Annotated in this window: 18 protein-coding genes; 7 read left to right on the top strand and 11 right to left on the bottom strand. The window is 71.3% G+C overall.

The annotated features are described in order from the left end of the window. Positions 1-49 precede the first annotated feature (49 nt). The gene (locus tag AB0H56_RS21140) at positions 50-679 is read left to right on the top strand and encodes an NAD(P)H-binding protein (protein ID WP_357165774.1); all 630 of its coding nucleotides are present in this window, start codon (positions 50-52) and stop codon (positions 677-679) included. Between the two features lie 7 nt (positions 680-686). Here AB0H56_RS21140 and AB0H56_RS21145 read toward each other — a convergent pair whose 3' ends face one another. Then, positions 687-1,568: an amidohydrolase family protein gene (locus tag AB0H56_RS21145; protein ID WP_357165778.1), complete on the bottom strand. Its 882-nt coding sequence runs from the start codon at positions 1,566-1,568 to the stop codon at positions 687-689. Next, complete coding sequence (locus AB0H56_RS21150) at positions 1,565-2,602, bottom strand: nucleoside hydrolase (protein ID WP_357165781.1); 1,038 nt, start codon at positions 2,600-2,602, stop codon at positions 1,565-1,567. Before AB0H56_RS21150 ends, AB0H56_RS21145 begins: the two co-directional genes overlap by 4 nt. 115 nt (positions 2,603-2,717) lie before the next feature. Here AB0H56_RS21150 and AB0H56_RS21155 point away from each other — a divergent pair, with 115 nt between their 5' ends. Continuing rightward, entirely contained in the window at positions 2,718-4,265 is a 1,548-nt protein-coding gene (locus AB0H56_RS21155) for an acyl-CoA carboxylase subunit beta (protein WP_357165784.1), read from the top strand. Between the two features lie 5 nt (positions 4,266-4,270). Here the strand turns inward: AB0H56_RS21155 and AB0H56_RS21160 are convergent, their stop codons facing one another. Continuing rightward, complete coding sequence (locus AB0H56_RS21160) at positions 4,271-5,485, bottom strand: FAD-dependent monooxygenase (protein WP_357165787.1); 1,215 nt, start codon at positions 5,483-5,485, stop codon at positions 4,271-4,273. Between the two features lie 106 nt (positions 5,486-5,591). Here AB0H56_RS21160 and AB0H56_RS21165 point away from each other — a divergent pair, with 106 nt between their 5' ends. Then, complete coding sequence (locus AB0H56_RS21165; RefSeq protein ID WP_357165790.1) at positions 5,592-6,161, top strand: TetR family transcriptional regulator; 570 nt, start codon at positions 5,592-5,594, stop codon at positions 6,159-6,161. 121 nt (positions 6,162-6,282) lie between these two features. On the opposite strand, the gene AB0H56_RS21170 is transcribed toward AB0H56_RS21165, so the two are convergent. Beyond that, complete coding sequence (locus AB0H56_RS21170; RefSeq protein ID WP_357165793.1) at positions 6,283-7,710, bottom strand: CoA transferase; 1,428 nt, start codon at positions 7,708-7,710, stop codon at positions 6,283-6,285. Positions 7,711-7,759: 49 nt separating this feature from the next. Between AB0H56_RS21170 and AB0H56_RS21175 the strand changes: the two genes are divergently transcribed. Then, positions 7,760-8,506 carry an alpha/beta fold hydrolase gene (locus AB0H56_RS21175; RefSeq protein WP_357165796.1) on the top strand — a complete coding sequence of 249 codons (747 nt, stop codon included), beginning with the start codon at positions 7,760-7,762 and terminating at the stop codon, positions 8,504-8,506. Here AB0H56_RS21175 and AB0H56_RS21180 read toward each other — a convergent pair. Together AB0H56_RS21180 and AB0H56_RS21185 are read right to left on the bottom strand one after the other, a co-directional pair. Further along, positions 8,487-8,867 carry a DUF2784 domain-containing protein gene (locus AB0H56_RS21180; protein WP_357165799.1) on the bottom strand — a complete coding sequence of 127 codons (381 nt, stop codon included), beginning with the start codon at positions 8,865-8,867 and terminating at the stop codon, positions 8,487-8,489. The genes AB0H56_RS21175 and AB0H56_RS21180 overlap by 20 nt on opposite strands. Positions 8,868-8,939: 72 nt before the next feature. Further along, on the bottom strand, positions 8,940-10,370 hold the full coding sequence (locus tag AB0H56_RS21185; protein WP_357165802.1) for an SDR family NAD(P)-dependent oxidoreductase: 1,431 nt from the start codon (positions 10,368-10,370) through the stop codon (positions 8,940-8,942). Positions 10,371-10,605: 235 nt separating this feature from the next. On the opposite strand from AB0H56_RS21185, the gene AB0H56_RS21190 reads away from it, so the two are divergent. Next, a complete protein-coding gene (locus AB0H56_RS21190; RefSeq protein WP_357165805.1) occupies positions 10,606-11,157 on the top strand; it encodes a TetR/AcrR family transcriptional regulator in 552 nt (183 codons plus the stop codon). Here AB0H56_RS21190 and AB0H56_RS21195 read toward each other — a convergent pair. Continuing rightward, positions 11,154-11,513, bottom strand: coding sequence for a hypothetical protein (locus AB0H56_RS21195; protein WP_357165808.1), 360 nt, complete (start codon positions 11,511-11,513; stop codon positions 11,154-11,156). The two genes, AB0H56_RS21190 and AB0H56_RS21195, sit on opposite strands and share 4 nt — an antisense overlap. A 256-nt stretch (positions 11,514-11,769) precedes the next feature. On the opposite strand from AB0H56_RS21195, the gene AB0H56_RS21200 reads away from it, so the two are divergent. Further along, the gene (locus tag AB0H56_RS21200) at positions 11,770-12,474 is read left to right on the top strand and encodes a hypothetical protein (RefSeq protein WP_357165811.1); all 705 of its coding nucleotides are present in this window, start codon (positions 11,770-11,772) and stop codon (positions 12,472-12,474) included. 42 nt (positions 12,475-12,516) lie between these two features. Here AB0H56_RS21200 and AB0H56_RS21205 read toward each other — a convergent pair whose 3' ends face one another. Continuing rightward, positions 12,517-13,068: a hypothetical protein gene (locus AB0H56_RS21205; protein WP_357165814.1), complete on the bottom strand. Its 552-nt coding sequence runs from the start codon at positions 13,066-13,068 to the stop codon at positions 12,517-12,519. A gap of 29 nt (positions 13,069-13,097) precedes the next feature. Then, positions 13,098-14,741: an AMP-binding protein gene (locus AB0H56_RS21210; protein WP_357165817.1), complete on the bottom strand. Its 1,644-nt coding sequence runs from the start codon at positions 14,739-14,741 to the stop codon at positions 13,098-13,100. 130 nt (positions 14,742-14,871) lie between these two features. On the opposite strand from AB0H56_RS21210, the gene AB0H56_RS21215 reads away from it, so the two are divergent. Next, the gene (locus tag AB0H56_RS21215; RefSeq protein WP_357165820.1) at positions 14,872-15,459 is read left to right on the top strand and encodes a TetR/AcrR family transcriptional regulator; all 588 of its coding nucleotides are present in this window, start codon (positions 14,872-14,874) and stop codon (positions 15,457-15,459) included. Position 15,460: 1 nt separating this feature from the next. On the opposite strand, the gene ligD is transcribed toward AB0H56_RS21215, so the two are convergent. Both ligD and AB0H56_RS21225 read right to left on the bottom strand, forming a co-directional pair. Beyond that, positions 15,461-16,462 carry a non-homologous end-joining DNA ligase gene (ligD, locus tag AB0H56_RS21220; protein ID WP_357165823.1) on the bottom strand — a complete coding sequence of 334 codons (1,002 nt, stop codon included), beginning with the start codon at positions 16,460-16,462 and terminating at the stop codon, positions 15,461-15,463. After that, on the bottom strand, positions 16,459-17,538 hold the full coding sequence (locus AB0H56_RS21225) for an ATP-dependent DNA ligase (protein WP_357165826.1): 1,080 nt from the start codon (positions 17,536-17,538) through the stop codon (positions 16,459-16,461). The genes ligD and AB0H56_RS21225 overlap by 4 nt, the downstream gene beginning before the upstream one ends. Positions 17,539-17,649: the final 111 nt, after the last annotated feature.

A 17,649-nucleotide genomic window follows, 5' to 3' on the forward strand; every position in this document is an offset into this window, starting at 1 on the left:
GATATATTCGACGCGCAGGGAGTCGGGTTGTCGCACAGGAGGATTGATCATGCGGATCGTGGTGTTCGGAGCAGGCGGGGCCGTCGGGAGCCGGGTGGTGAACGAGGCACTCGCTCGCGGACACGAGGTGACGGCGGTCTCGCGGCGTGCGGTCGCCGTGCCCCCGGGCGCGCACGGCCGGATCGGTGACGCCGGCGACGTCGACGACGTCGAGAAGCTCAGTGCCGGGCAGGATCTCGTGATCGCGGCCACCCGGCCGAGCCCCGGCGCCGAGGCCGAGTTGCCGCGGGTCACCGCGGCGCTGCTCGAGGGCGTGACGCGCAGTGGTGTGCGGATCCTGGTCGTCGGCGGGGCGGCGACGCTGACGGTTCCCGGCGCCGGGGTGGCCCTGTCGGAATCCGAGGGCTTTCCCGCCGAACTCGCCGCGATCGCGCGGGCCTGCGCCGAGCAGCTGGCGGCCTGCCGCGCCGATGACGGGGCGGACTGGACCTACCTGAGCCCGCCCGCCGAGCTGGCGCCCGGGGTGCGTACCGGCGGCTACCGGGTCGGCGCCGACGAACTCCTCGTCGACGCGGACGGCGAGTCGGCCATCTCGATGGAGGACTTCGCGGTGGCCCTGCTCGACGAAGCCGAGCGACCGGCCCATCGGCGAACCCGATTCACCGTCGCCGCCCGCTGACCGTCGCTCAGCGCAGGTCGAACAGGGCGACCGCGTTGTCGTGGCAGACCTTGCGCAGCCAGTCGTCGCCGAGTCCGAGGCGCTCGAGCGCCTGCACGGCCTCGGCGTACGGGTAGGGGATGTTGGGGAAGTCGCTGCCGAACAGGATCCGATCGCCGAAGCGGCGCAGGCGTTCCCGCTCGCCCGGCGGGAACGGGGCACCGGATTCGCTGAAGTCGGTCCACACCATGGTGGTGTCCAGGCGCAGCAGCGGATGCCGCTCGGCGAGGTCGAGGAACTCGGTGTACTCGGGGGTGCCCATGTGGGCGATGATCAGGCACAGGCCCGGAAAGCGCCGCAGGAGTTCGGCGATGGGCGCCGGACCGGTGAATTCGCCGGGGGCTGGCCCGGATCCGCAGTGGATGAGCACGGGCACACCGGCTTCGGCCAGCATCGCCCACACCGGATCGAGGAGCGGATCGAGCGGTGAGAACGCGCCCACCTGGATGTGCACCTTGAACACGCGCGCGCCGTGGTCGAGGGCGGAGCGGACGTACTCCGGCGCCTCCGGTTCGGGATAGAACGTCGCGGTGTGCAGGCAATCCGGGGTGCGGGCGGCGAACTCGGCGGTCCACTCGTTGAGCCACGCCGCCATCGCCGGCTTGTGCGGATACACCAGCGACGTGAACGCGCGGACACCGAAGTCGCGCAGGGTCTTCACCCGTACCTGTTCGTCGTCGCGGTAGGTGATCGGCCACGGCCGCCCGGTCAGCGGACCGGCCTGATCGAAGTAGGCCCACACCTTGCGCATCACCTGATCGGGCATGAAATGGGTGTGCACGTCGACCAGGGCGGGCAGGTCGAGGCGGCGCCGGAAATCGGCGAGGTAGGCGGCGGTATCGACAGTCATGACGGCTCCGTGGACAGGCGGCGGGCCAGGGCGCCGACGCGGGTGACGAGGCGGTCGAAGAAGACCGCGGGATCGGTGCCGATCACGATGTCGGCGTTGGGTTCCCGGCCCCACATGCCCGTCCAGTCGGCCACGGTGGTCGCTCGGGTGATGGTGCCGGTGAGTTCGACGTCGACCGTGGCGGGCCGGGTCGTCACCAGCGTCGGGTCGAGCGCGACCGCGGCGGCGAACGGATCGTGCATGTGCGCCAGATAGCCGAGGTCGTAGAGCCGGTGGAAGTCGAAGTAGAAGCGCACCGCGTCGACGAGGTACCGGATCACGGGATCGCTCGCGGCCGAACGCCATTCGACGCCCTCGTCCCCGGTGAGCGCTTCGACCGGGGTGCTGCCCGCGGCCTCGGCCAGCGCCACCAGGTGGGCGGGGCGCATCTCGATCGACTCGGTGATGTCGAGCGCGCAGACCAGCGGCCTGCGGTCCGGTGGCGCCGCCGAGAACGCGTCGAACACCTCCTTGGCGGCTTCCGGGTCGACGTGGATGTTCCACTCGTTCGTCGGGGTCGTGTTGCCGGGGTGATGGAACGCCCCACCCATGATCACCAGGCGGCCCAGCAGCCGGGGCAGCTCGGGTTCGAGGCGCAGCGCCAGCGCGAGATTGGTGAGCGGGCCGGTGCACAGCCCGATCGCCCCCGGGTTGCCACGGGCCAGCTCCACCCACATCCGCGCGGCCGATCGGTCGGAGAGCGGCCGCGCCGACACCGGGAGCTCGGCGTAGCCGAGCCCCTGCGGGCCGTGCGTGTCCTCGGTGGTGCGCAACGGGATCGCCAGCGGCGCGGCCGCGCCCGCGGCGACCTCGATCTCGCCCGCCCGCGCCAGATCCAGCAGTGCGAGGGTGTTGGCGGCGACCTGCGCGGTCGCGACATTGCCCGCGGTGGCGGCGATCCCCAGGATCTCGGCCTCCGGCGAGGCCAGCAGATACAGCAGCGCCAACGAGTCATCGATTCCGGTATCGACGTCGAGGATGATCCGCTGCGGCACGGCTCGAGCGTAGCCGGGCGACGGTGCGCCGCGGCGCGGGCCCGGACGCCGGGTCGATTACGCTCGCTGGAGATCTGCAGACCGATAGCTCAACACTGGCGAGGGTAGGTGCATCGTGAAGGCGACAACCGCTGCGAAATTGGCAGAGTTGCGAAAGAACCTGGCAGCCGCGCAGGAGCCCGCGGGGGATGTGGGAGTCGCCAAACGAGCAGCGAAGGGGATTCCCAGTCCACGCGAACGGATCGGCATGCTGCTCGATCCCGGCAGTTTCGTCGAGATCGGGGCGCTGGTGCGCCAGCCGGGGGTGCCCGACAGCCTCTACGGCGACGGGGTGGTCACCGGGCACGGCACCGTCGACGGGCGGCCCGTGGTGGTCATCGCGCACGATCAGACGGTGTTCGGCGGTTCGGTGGGGGAGATGTTCGGCCGCAAGGTGGCGACCGCGATGGACCTCGCCGCCGAGATCGGCTGCCCGTTCGTCGCGATCAACGACTCCGGCGGCGCCCGCGTGCAGGATGCGGTGACCTCGCTGGCCTGGTACGCCGCGATGAGCAGGCGCCAGCTCGGCCTGTCCGGGGTGGTGCCGCAGGTGTCGATCATGCTGGGCAAATGCGCCGCGGGCGCGGTGTACGCGCCGATCAACACCGACGTGCTGATCGCGACCGAGAACGCGTATATGTTCGTCACCGGACCCGAGATCATCCGCGAGACCACCGGCGAGGAGGTGACGCTGGAGGAACTCGGTGGCGCGTACAACCAGGCGCAGAACGGCACCATCCACCACGTCGCGCCGGACGAGCGGGCCGCCTTCGACTGGGCCAGGAACTATCTGAGCTACATGCCGTCGAACTGCTTCGAGCAGGGACCGATCGTCAATCCCGGACTCGAACCCGCGATCACCGATACCGACCGCGAACTCGACACGCTGATCCCCGATTCCGACCGCGCGGGCTACGACATGTACGACGTGCTGCTGCGCATCTTCGACGACGGTGAGTTCCACGAGGTCGGCGCCTCGGCGGCGCGCAATCTGATCACCGGATTCGCCCGGGTCGACGGCCGCGCGGTGGGTGTCGTCGCCAATCAGCCGCTGGTCTTCAGCGGGGCCATCGACGCCAGATGCTCGGACAAGGCCGCCCACTTCATCCGGCTCTGCGACGCCTTCGGGCTGCCGCTGGTGTTCGTCGTCGACACGCCCGGCGTGCTGCCCGGTGTGGAGGAGGAGAAGATCGGCGTCATCAAGCGGGGCGGCCGATTCTTCTACGCGGTGGTGGAGGCGACCGTGCCCATCGTGACCGTCGTGGTGCGCAAGGCCTACGGCGGCGGGTACGCGGTGATGGGCTGCAAGCAGCTCGGCGGCGACATCAACCTGGCCTGGCCGACCGCGCGGATCGCGGTGATGGGCGCCGAGGCGGCGATCGGGCTCACCCAGCGCAGGCAGCTGGCCGCGGTGCCCGAGGCCGAGCGCGACGCGGTCCGCGCGCAGATGATCGACTTCTACAACGCCGCCGTCGCCACCCCGTGGACCGCCGCCGAACGCGGCTACATCGACGCGGTGATCGAGCCCTCGCAGACCCGGCTCGAGATCCGCAAGGCCCTGCGGCTGTTGCGGGACAAGCGGGTCGAGCAGGGGCCGCGCAAGCACCATCTGATTCCGCTGTAGCGGGCTCAGTAGTTCGGCAGGCTGAAGTCGTCGGTGTGGCCGAAGTAGATCTTCTTGGTCAGCGGCCGCATCGGACGCGACATCATGATCCGCACGTTCAGCTTGGCCAGGGCCGCCATGGCGCGCGAGTTGGGCAGCATCAGCGCGAGGCTGCCGCCGGGAATCTCCTTCGCCTTGTCGAGGAAGGGGGTGATCACGTCCTGGTAGCGGCGTTGCGCGCCGGCCAGATCGTCCGGCGTGGCGGCGATCTCGGCAGCCAGCACGTACGCGCCGACGATGGCCATGGCGGTGCCCATGCCGGTCAGGGGTGAGCCGCAGTAGCCCGCGTCGCCGATCAGGGTGACCCGGCCTGCCGACAGTTCGGGCACGTCCACGCGCGCGACCTCGTCGAAGTAGAAGTCCGGGGTGGTCTCCAGGGCGGCCAGCACCTCGGGCGCGCGCCATCCCGCCGCGGCGAACGTGCGACGGATCAGGGCTTTCTGGGCCTCGGGGTCGCGGCGCAGCGCCGGATCGGGCGCGGTCCGGATGGTCATGATCGCCTTGCTGGTCGCCGGGTCGGCGTCGGGCCGGATGCCCAGCATCGCGCCGGGGATCATGCGCATCCCGAACCAGCCGGGTTCGATGCCGGCCGGGCTCGGCATGGTGAAGAACGCGCCGTAGGCGCCGAGGTTGGTGCTGAATTTCTCCTCCGGCCCGAAGACGAGCGCGCGGGTCGCCGAGTGCACGCCGTCGGCGCCGATCACCAGGTCGAAGCGCTCGCTGGCGCCCGAGGCGAAGGTGACGTCGACGCCCGTCTCGTCCTGGGCGATCGTGTCGATCCGTTCGCCGTAGCGGTAGTCGAGGATGCCGGTGTCGGCGGCGGCCACCGCGTCCAGGAGCACCTGGTTCAGGTCGCCGCGGGTGATCTCGATGTCGGCGACGATGCCGGCGCCGTCGAAATCCTCCATCGCCATCCTGGCGTAGATCTCGCCGTCGCCGTCGACGTAGGACATGCCCCGCTCGTCGAGCTGGTACTTGGCGATGCCCTCGAGCAGGCCCATGCGCTCGGCGGCGACCTTGCTCGGGCCGCGCAGGTCGACCGCCTGGCCGCCGGGGCGGGGAGTGGCGGCGCGCTCGACCACGGTGGTGCGAATGCCGTTGCGCAGCAACTGGAGTGCGACCGCGTTGCCCGCGATCCCGCCGCCGGAGACCAGGATGTGCAGGGGGCTGGTGGTGGCCATGATGGTGCTTCCCGTCTGAAGAACGAATGTCTGAGACATATGTCTAACACTGGCTGGCACGGATGTCTAGTACAAATGTCTAAGACGTTCCGGTAGGGTCGGGGTCATGGGTAATCGGGAAGATCTGCTGGCGGGAGCGCGCAAGGTCATCATGGAGCGCGGCGTGGCCAAGGCGACCGCGCGCGACATCGCTGCGGCGGCCGGGGTGAGCCTGGCCGCGATCGGCTATCACTTCGGGTCGAAGGACCGGCTGGTCACCGAGGCGCTGAGCGAGGCGCTCGGCACCGCGATCGGGGACGCGATGGAGGACGTCATCGCCGACGGCGCCGGCACCTCGCCGCTGAGTGGGTTCACGCGACTGTGGAACGCGATGCCCGCGGTGTTCGCGGCCAATCAGGAAGCCATGCTGGCCAGCCTGGAGAACATCGTGCGGATCGTGCGCTCGGAAGAGGCCAGGGCCCAGTTGGGCGACCAGCTCGGCGCGGCGGTCACGGACTTGGCCGCCCATGTCCGTGCGGCGCACCCGGAACTCGACGCGGCCCAGGCCGAGGCCATCGGCCGCATGTACTTCGTCCTGGTCCAGGGCCTGGGGGTGCTGTGGCTGCTGAATCCCGGGCAGACGGTCGCCGACGGTGACCAGCTGGCGGAAGCGGTGCTGGCGATCGCCGGCGAGTAAGACCCGGACGCGGCGGCGCAAAGCGGTGATTCGGCGCGACTCGCGCCGCCACGCACGGCCGTGCCGCGAAATGGTGTGTGCACCTGGAGCATTCGCGCGGTGGGGAGACGCGGCAGCGTGGTCAGGCGGAGTACTCGGGCCAGAAGGGCTGCGCGGAACCGTAGGGCGGCGCGGGCGCGGAGTAGTCGGGGTAGTCGGCGAAGGCCGGTGCGGCGGTGGTCACCTCGCCGTGGATGGTCGCCGAGTGCGGGTCGGGTGGTGCGGCGGCGGGGTGGTCCGCGTCGCGGTGTCCGGCGGCGAGGAGCCAGGCGCCGGTGCGGGCCAGGGACACACGGACCTCGCGGCCGAGACCGTCGGCCCATCGTGCGCGGAGCGCGTCCATGACGCCCGCGGCCAGCAGGTAGCCGGAGCCGTGATCGAGCGCCTGCGCGGGAAGCGCGCCGGGCCGGTCGGGTCCGCCTTCGAGGAGGGCGATGCCCGACGCCGCCTGCACGATGCTGTCGAACCCCCGCCGCGCACCCCAGGGCCCGGCCTCGCCCCACGCGCAGACGCGCGCGTGGATCAGGCCGCGACGATCGTCCGTGCGGACGCCCGCCGCGGCCAGCGACCCGGGCCGGTAGCCGGTCACCAGCACATCGGCCGCGGCGAGCAGCTCGGCGAACAGGACGGGATCGGTGCGCAGATCGAGCAGGGTCGAGCGTTTGCCCTGGCAGGTGTCCTGGAACTGCCATTCGATCTCGGGCAGCCCGGGGGGATCGATGCGGAGCACGTCGGCACCGAGCAGCGCCAGGGTCCGGGTGGCGACCGGTCCGGCGAGGACGCGGGTGAGATCGAGGACGCGCACTCCCCGCAGCGGCTGGGCGACGGTCCCGCTCCGAAGGCGTGTCGGCGCGCTCGGCGGACCGAGGGACGATGCCGGGGTCCCCGCGCCAGCGGCGTGCCGGAAGTGGATGGCCGCTCGCGCCCGGTCGGCATCGGTGCCTTCCGACGGCCTGATCGCGACGAGCGGTCCCGCGGCGGCGGCGACACCCGGCGGGCTCGCGGCCCATTCATCCTCCGTGCGCACGCGCACCGCGACGGCGCCCCCCGCGGTGGCGAGTTCTTCGATCTCGGCGGCGGACATGCTCGCGAACCGGGCGATCGCGGCGTCGGCGGTGACGTCGGGGGACAGCCCGATCGCGGCGGTGAGGCGTGCGCGGTGGTGCGGGTAGTTGGCATGGGTGCGGATCCAGCCGTCGCGGGCGCGGAAGAAGCCCGACAGCTCCGCGAACACCGACGGCGCGCGGCCGTCCCGCCGGAACAGCCGCTCGCTGCCGAACGCCGCGGCGATCCGGTCGGGATCGAGGCGCACGGGCACGGTCGCCAGGCCCGCCGCCGCGCGAAACCGGTTCGCCGACTCCGCCGCGGCCGCCACCGATCCGGCGGCCAGCGCCCACACCGGTAGCGTGGCCGCCAGCCGGGCACCGGGATCGGGTTCGTCGGTCGCCGCCGACAGGGGGCGGCCCAGTCCGGCCTCGTAGGCGTGCACGAGCTGCCGCGCGGTGGTCACCTGGACCAGCCTAGCGGCGCCGACATCGGGTGAGGAGCGTGGGATCAGCGTGAATACCGCTGCGACGGAATGGCTTCGGGTACTGCGGGCCGATCAGGCGGCCCGCCGTCGGCTCGTCTGCTTCCCACCCGGTGGGGGATCGGCGCCCGCCTACCGGGCGCTCGCGGGGCACCTCGGCGCCGGTGTCGAGGTGACCGCGGTGCAGTATCCCGGCCGTCAGGACCGGCTCGCCGATCCGGTGATCACGGATCTGCACGAGTTGGCCGACCGGATCGCCGAGGACCTGCTGCGCCGGCCGGGACCGGCCCGCGTGCTGTTCGGACACAGCATGGGCGCCACGGTCGCCTACGAGACCGCCCGCCGCCTCGCCGCCGCAGGCGAACCCGCCGCCGCCCTGATCGTCTCCGGTCGCCCCGACCCGACCCACGTCGACACCGGGCGCCTGCACCTGGCCTCGGACGACGCTCTCATCGACGACCTGGAACGACTCGCCGTCGACCCGGCCCCCGTACGGCTGCTGCGCACCGAGCCCGGCCTGGCCGATCTCGTCCTGCCCGCACTGCGCGCGGACTACCAAGCGGTGGAGACCTACGCGCATCGACCCGGCCCGGTGCTGACCTGCCCGGTTCTCGCCCTCGTCAGCACCGAGGATCCGACCACCACGGTCGAGCAGGCCGAGCGGTGGCGCGCGATGAGCGACGGGCCGTTCCGCCTGCGGACCTTCCCCGGCGGGCACTTCTACCTCGACGAACGACCCGCCGAGGTGGCCGGGGAGATCATGCGGCACCTGAGCTGAGCCTGCGGTGGCGCTGCGCCAGTCGCCAGTAGCCCACCCACGACACGAGTACCGCCACCGCGGCCAGCAGCCGGACCAGGCCGAGCGCGCTGTCCGGATAGATCACCCCGGTCAGGTAGTGGTCGATGAACCCGGCCTCGGGAAGCTGAGCCAGCCCGGCCTGCCTACGTGCCCAGTTCTCGGCGTAGGTCAACGGGCAGTCGAAGCCGATGAGGATGGTGCCGAATCCCCACGACGCCGCGAGCAGATGGACGCCGATGGTCCGGGGCCACCGCCACGCCAGGAAACCGCCGGCGACCACGTACGCGATGAACGCGACGTGGGTGACGGCGATCAGATCGGCCAACACCCGGTACGGCACCCCTCCAGGATAGGGACCCGCGCGTTCCCCCGGAATCATGATCAACATTCCGGTTCGGCATCGCTTCGGCGATCACCAGGGCGACGGGCGATAGTCCTTGAGGAAGCAGCCGTACAGGTCGACGCCGTTCTCGCCCTGCACGATCGGGTCGTAGACGCGGGCGGCGCCGTCGACCAGATCCAGCGGGGCGTGGAAGCCCTCCTCGGCCAGCCGCACCTTCGTGTAGTGCGGGCGCTCGTCGGTGATCCAGCCGGTGTCGACCGCGGTCATCAGGATCGAGTCGGCCTCGAACATCTCCAGGGCGCTGGTGCGGGTCAGCATGTTCAGCGCGGCCTTGGCCATGTTGGTGTGCGGGTGGCCCGGCCCCTTGTAGCCGCGGCTGAACTGGCCCTCCATCGCGGAGACGTTCACGACGTACTTGCGCCGCCCCGCCGCGGCGGCCATCGCCGGGCGCAACCGCGACACCAGGATGAACGGTGCGACCGAATTGCACAGCTGCACCTCGAGCAGCTCGGTGGCGTCGACCTCCGCGACCGTCTGCACCCAGCTGTTGGTGTGCGCGAGATCAGGGACCAGCCCACCCGCGTCGATCGCCACGCCCGCCGCGATCCGCTCGGGGGTGGCCGATCCGGCGACCAGCGCCAGCTCGGCGACATCGGCGGCCGACAGCGACGGCGTCAGCGAGGCGGTCAGCGCGGTGGGATGGGCCTGCATGGTCTTGCCGAAGGTGACCATCTCCGGCAGCGCCCCCACCGGCAGCGGCGCGGACTCGGCGTCGACCAGGGCACTGTAGGCGCCTGCCGAGCGGCGCACGGTCTGCGCGGCGTTGTTGATCAGGATGTCGAGCGGGCCCTGCGCGGCCACGTCGTCGGCCAGCGCGACGACCTGGGCGGGATCCCGCAGATCGATGCCCACGATGCGGAGCCGGTGCAGCCAGTCGGCGCTGTCCTCCATCGCGGCGAAGCGCCGGATCGCGTCGTTGGGGAAGCGGGTGGTGATGGTGGTGTGGGCGCCGTCGCGCAGCAGGCGCAGCGCGATGTACATGCCGATCTTGGCGCGGCCGCCGGTGAGCAGCGCGCGCTTGCCGGTGAGGTCGGTGCGGGCATCGCGCTTGGCGTGGCTCGCGGCCGCGCACTCGGGGCAGAGCTGGTGGTAGAACGCGTCGACCTGGGTGTAGCGCTGCTTGCAGATGTAGCAGGGCCGCGGCCGCAGCAGGGTGCCCGCGCTGGCGCCGGTGGTCGCCGAACTGATCGGGATGCCCGCGGTCTCGTCGTCGATGCGCTGCGGCGAGCCCGTGGCGGTGGCGGCGATGACCGCGCGATCGGCGGAGGCGACCTGCTCGCGCGCCTCGATCCGGCGGCGCTGCTTGAGCTTTTTGAACATGTGCCCGACGGCGCGCTGCACCGCGATGGAATCGGGGTGCTCCTTCTCCAGCCGTCCGGCCTGTTCCAGCACCCGCAGACAGGTCGCCAACTCGTCCGGATCGATCGTGTTCTCGGTCATCGGGGCGCGCGGCATTCCTTCGTGCGGGAGCGGGGGACGACACTCATTGTCTCATTGGCCGTCGAGCGGACCCGCTGGGTATCGTGGTGGACCGCTGCCGCAACCGCGCGGTGGCCACCGAACCCGACGGAGCAGCCCGATTTCCCCGCTCGACACCGATACCGCAGACGCGCCGCGCAGGCGCAGGCTCGAACCCGACGAGCGACGCGCGCAGATCCTGGCCTGTGCCATCGACATGTTCGGTGAACGCCCGTACGCGGCGGTGTCGACCGCGGAACTCGCCCAGCGCGCCGGGGTGGCGCGCGGGCTGATCAACCACTACTTCGGCAACAAGCGCGACCTGTATCTGGCCGTCGTGCGCCGCATGGTGACGTTGCCGCGGCCGGAGAAGGTCACCATCCCCGAGGGCTCCCCGCGCGAGCGGGTCGACGCCATCGTCACCTGGCTGCTCGACACCATCGTCGAACACGGCACCACCTGGGTGAAGGTCACCAGCCACGAGGGCGTCGGCGACGATCCCGAGGTCCAGCAGATCCTCGACCAGGCCGACGACGCGGCCGCCGAACGCATGCTGGTGATGATCGGGCGCGCCGATCTGGCACACAGTGCGCAATTGCGCGCACTGGTCCTCGCCTACGCGGGCATGGTGAAAGTGGCGGGCCGCGAATGGATCACCCGGGGCACCCTCACCAGGGACGAGGTGCACCGGCTGCTGACCGACACGCTGCTCACCGTCATCACCGAGACCATCCCGTCGGTGGAACCGCGCTCGGACGCGGTGGGCTAGGGGTCGAGGCCGTGCTGCCTCGGCGGCGGCATCGCGATGTCGCGCGCGCTGTAGCGCTGCGCGCCCATGTGCCCCGGCGCGTGCCCGCTGCGGCCGTACGACAGTTCGATCCGCTGTTCCCGGCGATGTTCGAACAGCAGCGCCCCGACACCGCCGAGCAGGAACACCGCCGTGGCGATGCCGGCGACCACGGCCCAGCCGACGTGGCCGGTTCCCGCGGCGACGAGCGTGCAGGCGAGGCCGACGACGCCGATTCCGCAGGCGATGATCCCCGGCACGTTGTAGTCGTCGGCGAGCAGGTCGCCGGCCTGGGCGTGCCAGCTCGGCCGGTCTGCGGGAGTGGTGCTGCCGGACATCGTGTCCTCCTCGCGGGCTCGGACTGCGCGCAGTGGTTCACCTGATGACCAGCATGGACCCGCACCGGGCCGGCAGGCAAAGGTGTTTGCGGGTTCGTTACCGGCGTCCACACCCCTGGATCGGCCGCCTGTGAGGTGTCCGCGCATTTCGCGTTTGCGCTGAAGGACGGGTCGGGAGTCCCTATCCTCGTCGCGTAACCCGGTGCCGCATGGTGTTCGTTTCGCGCCGGGGGGATCGGAGAGGGACCCGGGGTTGATGGCACGGTACGAGGAATGGGACGACGACCCCGAGGAGGAGCTCGACGAACGGCGCTGGAACGGGCAGCGCTGGCCGCACGCGACCACCGAGCAGCACGGGTCGGGCGGGGGCCGTGGTGAGCAGCCGCGGGTGAACCCGTACGCGATGGTCGCCCTGGCCGCGGCACTGGTGTTGCTGTTCCCGATCGCGATCGTCTTCGGGCTGCTGTCGTTCGGCCATCCACGGGGACGGGGAATCGCGACGTTCGCGTTACTGATCGGCATCGCCGAGGTCGCGGCGGTGGCCACGGCGGGCCTGGTGCTGTTCGGCGGGCTGGAGCTCGACGTCCCGGCGATGGCTCAGCAGCCCGCCACCGTGACGGCGGTGTCGACCACCGTCCCGTCGCAGGGCACGCCGACGGCGACGGTCACGGGGACGGTTCCGGTGGTGAGTCCGGTGGGCACCGTCGTGGAGAAGGGCGCCGCCTGCTCGGCCGATCGCGTGGGACTGCTCGGCGTCGCGGCAGACGGTGCGACTCTGCTCTGCCTGCGCAAGGACGGCGACTACACGTGGTCGGGGCCGTTCAAGGTGTCCGGGTCGTATTACGCCGCGGGCGCGGGCTGCGATCCGTCGGTCGACAAGTCGGGGCGCACCTCCGACAACCACGCCCTGGTCTGCGAGGGCAAGGCGGGCTCGGCCACCTGGGTGCCCTGGACGGAATAGGCCGGGCGGCGAGACCGCCGGGTCTCGCCGCCGGGGTACCGGTCAGGCCTGGCGCAGGGCGGCGAAGTCGGCGGGCAGCTCGTCGTCCTCGAGCACGCGCATCTCCATCGGGCCGCCGGTGTAGGAGTCCTCGCCGATGATCATCAGGTCCTCGTCGAAGGACCAGAAGATCACATTGCGCATCCGCAGCAGATAGTTCTTGTCGGCCTGGGCGAACTCGCCCGCCATCGGATGCCGCACCATCAGGGCGCCGGGCTGGATCATGGTCAGCCTGCCCTCGATGACGATGCAGTGATCGTCGACGACCATCCGTTCGCAGAAGAACTCGAGCACGTGTCCGTCGTTCTCCACGAGGTCGCGGTAGTACTCGGCGACCCCCGCGCGGGTCTTCGGGCCGACGTCGCCGGTGAGCTGCCAGAAGTGATAGTTCGTCGCCTCGCCGAGCGTGCCGACGAGGGTGTCGAGATCGCCGTCGCGCTCGGCGGCCGCGTGCACCCGCATGCGTTCGAGCATGGTGCGCTGGCGCGGGGATTCGGTGGTCGCGAGCCGGGCGGTGATGCAGTCGACGAGGTGGCTGCGATCGAGTTCGAGCATGGGTCGTGCCTTTCTGAAGGTGAACGGTGTCAGGGCAGGAGGGCCTGTCGGCCGTGGGCGGCGAACGCGGCCGCACGGTCCGCGCGGTCGGCGGCCGTGAAGGGCCGGTAGCCGGTCTCGGTGGCGAGCAGCAGGGGGTCGTCGGTGTGCCAGGCCTGGCTGCGCAGGGCCTGTTTGTCGAGCTTGCCGGTGCCGGTCAGCGGCAGATCCGCGACGACGCGCACCAGGCGCGGCCGCCACTTGGTGCCGAGATCGGGCTGGGCGGCCAGGAATTCGTGCAGTTCGGCGGGGTCGAGGGTGTGGCCGGGGAGCGGCAGCAGCGCGGCCATCACCTCGTCGCCGGTGCGCGGGTCCGGGACGCCGTACACGACGGCGGTCGCCACGGCGGGGTGGCGGGCGAGGATGCGTTCGATCGGGGCGGTGGTGAAGTTCTCGCTGTCGACGCGGATCCAATCCGAACTGCGGCCCGCGAACCAGAAGTTGCCCGCGGCGTCGCGGTAGGCGAGGTCACCGGTCCAGTAGTCGCCGTCGCGGACCTTGTCGGCCATCGCGCCGGGATTGTTGTAGTAGCCCTCGAACCGGGCCGCCGCGCCGCGCACCACGATCTCGCCGATCGCGGTGGCGGCGTTGCGCAGACGGCCGTCGTCGCCGAATTCGGCGACCGGACAGGGCTGTCCGTCCGTGCCGACGATCTCGAGGCCCATCGCCGGATCCGGCGCGCCGAGCGCTCCGGGCGGCGTGGACTCGGTGCGCAGGATTGTGCACACCCCCTCCGAGGACCCGTAGGACTCCACGATCCGGCAGCCGAAGCGGCGCTGGAACTCCTCGCGGTCGCGGGTGGAGGCCTCGGTGCCGAAGCCGAACCGCAGCCGGTTGTCGGCCTCGTCCGGATGTTCCGGCTGCGCGAGGACATAGGACAGCGCCCGGCCGACGTAGTTGAAGAAGGTGGCGCCGAAGCGCCGCACGTCGGGCCGGAATCCGGAGGCGGAGAAGCGCGGTCGCATCGCGTACGTGCCGCCGACGGCGAGGATCGGGGCCCAGGCGGCCATCAGCGCGTTGCCGTGGAACAGCGGCATGGCGTTGTAGGCGACGTCCGCGCGGGTCAGGCCGTGCACATTGAGCTGACCGATGGCGGCGAGCCGGAACGAGGAGCAGATCACCGCTTTCGGCGCGCCGGTCGAGCCCGAGGTGAACAGCAGCAGCAGCGTGTGGCCGGGCCCCGCGGGCGGGGTCGCGGTGTACGCGGCGCTGCCGGCGACGAGGGTCCGGTAGCGCTCGCCCTCGGCGTCGATCACCTCGACGTCCGGCAGGTCGAGACCGTCGAGCAGGGCCCGATGCGATGCGCCGACGAGCAGTGTGCGGCAGTCGGTGCCGCGGATGTCGGCGGCCAGTTCCGCGCCGCGCCGGGTCGGATTGACGCCCACCACGGTCGCCCCGCACAGCGCAGCGGCCGCGATCACCAGCAGATACTGCGGATCGTTGTCCATCAGCACGCCGACGTGCCACGGGCCGGGGCGGCGGAGCTCGGTGAGCGCGGTGGCGCGGCGGGCGGCCGCGGCGACGAAGTCCCGCCAGGTGAGGACGTCGTCGCCGAACAGCAGGGCGGGGTGGTCGTCCTCGGCGCGGGCGAGCAGGAGCTCGGCGACCGAGCTGGACGCGAAGGGTGATGTCACGAGCGCTCCAGGGCAGCAATTACATTACGTTGTGACACGGAACATAAGTAGTCGCGCGGTGTGCCGTCTCCGTTTTCGCGATAATGGCACGCACATCGAGATCGCGACCGAGACGCAGGAGGCCGGGACCGTGAGTGAGGCACCGCCCGCCGGGCGGCCGCGGGACACCCGCATCGACGAGGCGGTGCTGGCCGCCGCCCGCGATCTCGTCGCCGAGGTCGGCTATGCCGACCTGACCTTCCGCGCGATCGCGGAGCGCGCGGCGACCTCGGTGCCCGCCATCCGGCGGCGCTGGGCCTCCAAGGCCCACCTCGTGCACGAGGCGGTCTATCCGTCCGACGCCGTCGCCGCTCCCACCGGAGCCGCCGACCTCAGATCCGAGGTGCGGGCCGTGGTGGAACGCTGCCTCGAGATCGTCGGGTCACCGGCGGGCAGACGGGCCACGCCCGCCCTGATGAGCGAACTGATGGCCGATCACGCGCTCGAGGAGGAACTCAGCGCCCGCCTGCTCACCTCGGGCTGGGACAGCCTGGCCGGCCGGCTGGCCGAGGCCGCCGCCCGCGGCGAGGCGCGACCCGATGTCGACCTCGGCGTGTTCATCGAGATGGTGTTCGGCACGACGCTGGTCGCGCTCGTCCTGCGCGGTCGGCCCGCACTCGACGAGGCCTGGATCGACGGACTGGTCACCACCCTCGTCGACGGTCTCGCGGTGCGCTGACTCAGTCGCCCTTCTTGGCCCGGCTCGGCTGCACCCGCGGCGGCTCGTTCGGCATCTTGGGGTACTGCGGCGGCCACGGCGCGTCCATCATCCCGGCCGCCATGTCGCGTTCCGACATCGCCAGCAGCGGCTCGATCGACTGCGGCGTGCGGTCGGCCCACGGATCGCCGCGCTCGGCCAGCCGGGCGGGAACGGTGGACAGCGTGAGCTCGTCGGGGACCACGGTGTCCAGATCGTCCCAGGTGATCGGCGTCGAGACCTGGCCGCCGACCTTGGGCCGCACCGACCAGGCACCGAACACGGTCTTGTGCGGCGCGTTCTGGTTGAAGTCGATGAACACGCGCGAGCCGCGTTCCTCCTTCCACCACTGGGCGGTGATCTCCTCCGGGTGCCTGCGCTCGAGTTCGCGGGCCAGCGCGACGGCGGCGGCCCGCACCTCGTAGCCGTCCCAGCGCGGCTCCAGCGCGGCGTAGATGTGCAGACCGCGCGACCCGGAGGTCTTGATGCGGCAGTCGATGCCGAGTTCGGCGAGCAGTTCCCTGGTGCGCACGGCGGCGCGACGCAGATCGTCGAAGCCGATGCCGGGCGAGGGGTCGAGGTCGATCCGCAGCTCGTCGGCGATCTTCAGGTCGGGGACGTGATTCGGCCAGACGTGGAAACCGAGGCAGCCCTGATTGACCGCCCACAGGATGTGGGCGAGGTCGTGGGCGACGAGCGCGTCGCTGGTGGTGCCGTTGGGCGTGGACACCTCGACGGTGCGCAACCAGTCCGGCGCCGATGCGGGCACCCGCTTCTGGAACCACGACTTGCCCGAGGCGCCGTCCGGATACCGCTCGAGCAGCAGCGGCCTGCCGCCGATGACACCGAGCAGCGGCTCGGCGACGGCCTGGTAGTAGCGCACCAGATCGAGCTTGGTCTCGCCACGCTTGCTGAAGTAGACCTTGTCGGGATTGCTGATCGACAGCGCCTGCCCGTCGACCTCGACCTCGATCGCCGCGCTCATCGGTCGCTGCCGAAGATCGCGCCGAGCTCGGCGGGGGCCACCTCGTCGAGCTGGGCGTAGGTGCACGAGTCGGGGGTGCGGTCGGCCCGGAACCGGACCAGCCTGCCACCGTGCCGGAATCGCCCGGACTGCACGTGCTCGTAGCGCACCTCCGCGACCAGTTCCGGCCGCAACGGCTCCCATGACAGGTCCTTGCCGCCGGTCCACCGGCTCACACCGCCCGGCATCTTGCCGCCTGCCCCGGCCTGCGCGACGGCATCGGCCCAGTCGCGCCAGGGGTGGTCGGCCAGAGCGTTCTCCCGCAGCGGCGCGAGCTCGCCGAGCAGTTCCCGGCGCCGGGCGGCGGTGAAGCTGGACGCGACGCCCACGTGGTGCAGGTCGCCCGCCTCGTCGAACAGGCCGAGCAGCAGCGACCCGACGCCCTCGCCGTCCTTGTGCATCCGGTAGCCGGCGACCACACAGTCGGCGGTGCGCTCGTGCTTGATCTTGAGCATCACCCGTTTGTCCTGCAGATAGGGCAGGTCGTCGGCCTTGGCCATCACGCCGTCGAAGCCGGCGCCCTCGAACCGGGTGAACCAGTCCTGGGCGACCTCGGGGTCGTGGGTGATCGGGGTGAGGTGGATGCGGCCCGGTGCCGCGTCGAGCAGTTTCTCCAGCTCGGTGCGGCGCGCGCTGAACGGCTCGGTGGTCAGGTCGCGATCGTCGACGGCGAGCAGGTCGAAGGCGACGAAACTGGCCGGTGTCTCCGCGGCCAGCTTGTTCACCCGCGAGGCCGCCGGGTGCAGTCGCTGCTGCAGGGTGTCGAAATCCAGGCCGTCACCGGTGACGACGACGATCTCGCCGTCGACGACGCAGCGCTCGGGCAGCGCCGCGCGCAGCAGCTCGACCAGTTCGGGAAAATACCGGGTGAGCGGGCGGTCGTTGCGCGACCCCAGTTCGATCTCGTCGCCGTCACGGAACACGATGCAGCGGAAGCCGTCCCATTTCGGCTCGTAGCTGAGCCCGGCCTCACGGGGCAGCGACGGTGTCGACTTGGCCAGCATCGGACGCACGGGCGGCATCACCGGTAGATCCATTCGATCCTCCTCGCGGGTGGGGTCACCCGTGTCGACGTCGCGGACGCGCCCGATTCATCGGTGCGGGATCGATCGTAGGGCGACCCGCCGACACCGGCGCGGACCTCGGCG

It is taken from the genome of Nocardia sp. NPDC050717, from assembly GCF_040654275.1.
In the GTDB taxonomy this organism is placed as follows: domain Bacteria; phylum Actinomycetota; class Actinomycetes; order Mycobacteriales; family Mycobacteriaceae; genus Nocardia.

Excerpts from the sequence above, each read along its gene's own strand:
- ligD (WP_357165823.1), bottom strand. The coding sequence starts at position 16,462 with ATGAGCGCGGCGATCGAGGTCGAGGTCGACGGGCAGGCGCTGTCGATC.
- AB0H56_RS21165 (WP_357165790.1), top strand. The coding sequence starts at position 5,592 with ATGGGTAATCGGGAAGATCTGCTGGCGGGAGCGCGCAAGGTCATCATG.
- AB0H56_RS21200 (WP_357165811.1), top strand. The coding sequence starts at position 11,770 with ATGGCACGGTACGAGGAATGGGACGACGACCCCGAGGAGGAGCTCGAC.
- AB0H56_RS21190 (WP_357165805.1), top strand. The coding sequence starts at position 10,606 with ATGTTCGGTGAACGCCCGTACGCGGCGGTGTCGACCGCGGAACTCGCC.
- AB0H56_RS21185 (WP_357165802.1), bottom strand. The coding sequence starts at position 10,370 with ATGACCGAGAACACGATCGATCCGGACGAGTTGGCGACCTGTCTGCGG.
- AB0H56_RS21160 (WP_357165787.1), bottom strand. The coding sequence starts at position 5,485 with ATGGCCACCACCAGCCCCCTGCACATCCTGGTCTCCGGCGGCGGGATC.
- AB0H56_RS21205 (WP_357165814.1), bottom strand. The coding sequence starts at position 13,068 with ATGCTCGAACTCGATCGCAGCCACCTCGTCGACTGCATCACCGCCCGG.
- AB0H56_RS21195 (WP_357165808.1), bottom strand. The coding sequence starts at position 11,513 with ATGTCCGGCAGCACCACTCCCGCAGACCGGCCGAGCTGGCACGCCCAG.
- AB0H56_RS21140 (WP_357165774.1), top strand. The coding sequence starts at position 50 with ATGCGGATCGTGGTGTTCGGAGCAGGCGGGGCCGTCGGGAGCCGGGTG.
- AB0H56_RS21225 (WP_357165826.1), bottom strand. The coding sequence starts at position 17,538 with ATGGATCTACCGGTGATGCCGCCCGTGCGTCCGATGCTGGCCAAGTCG.
- AB0H56_RS21145 (WP_357165778.1), bottom strand. The coding sequence starts at position 1,568 with ATGACTGTCGATACCGCCGCCTACCTCGCCGATTTCCGGCGCCGCCTC.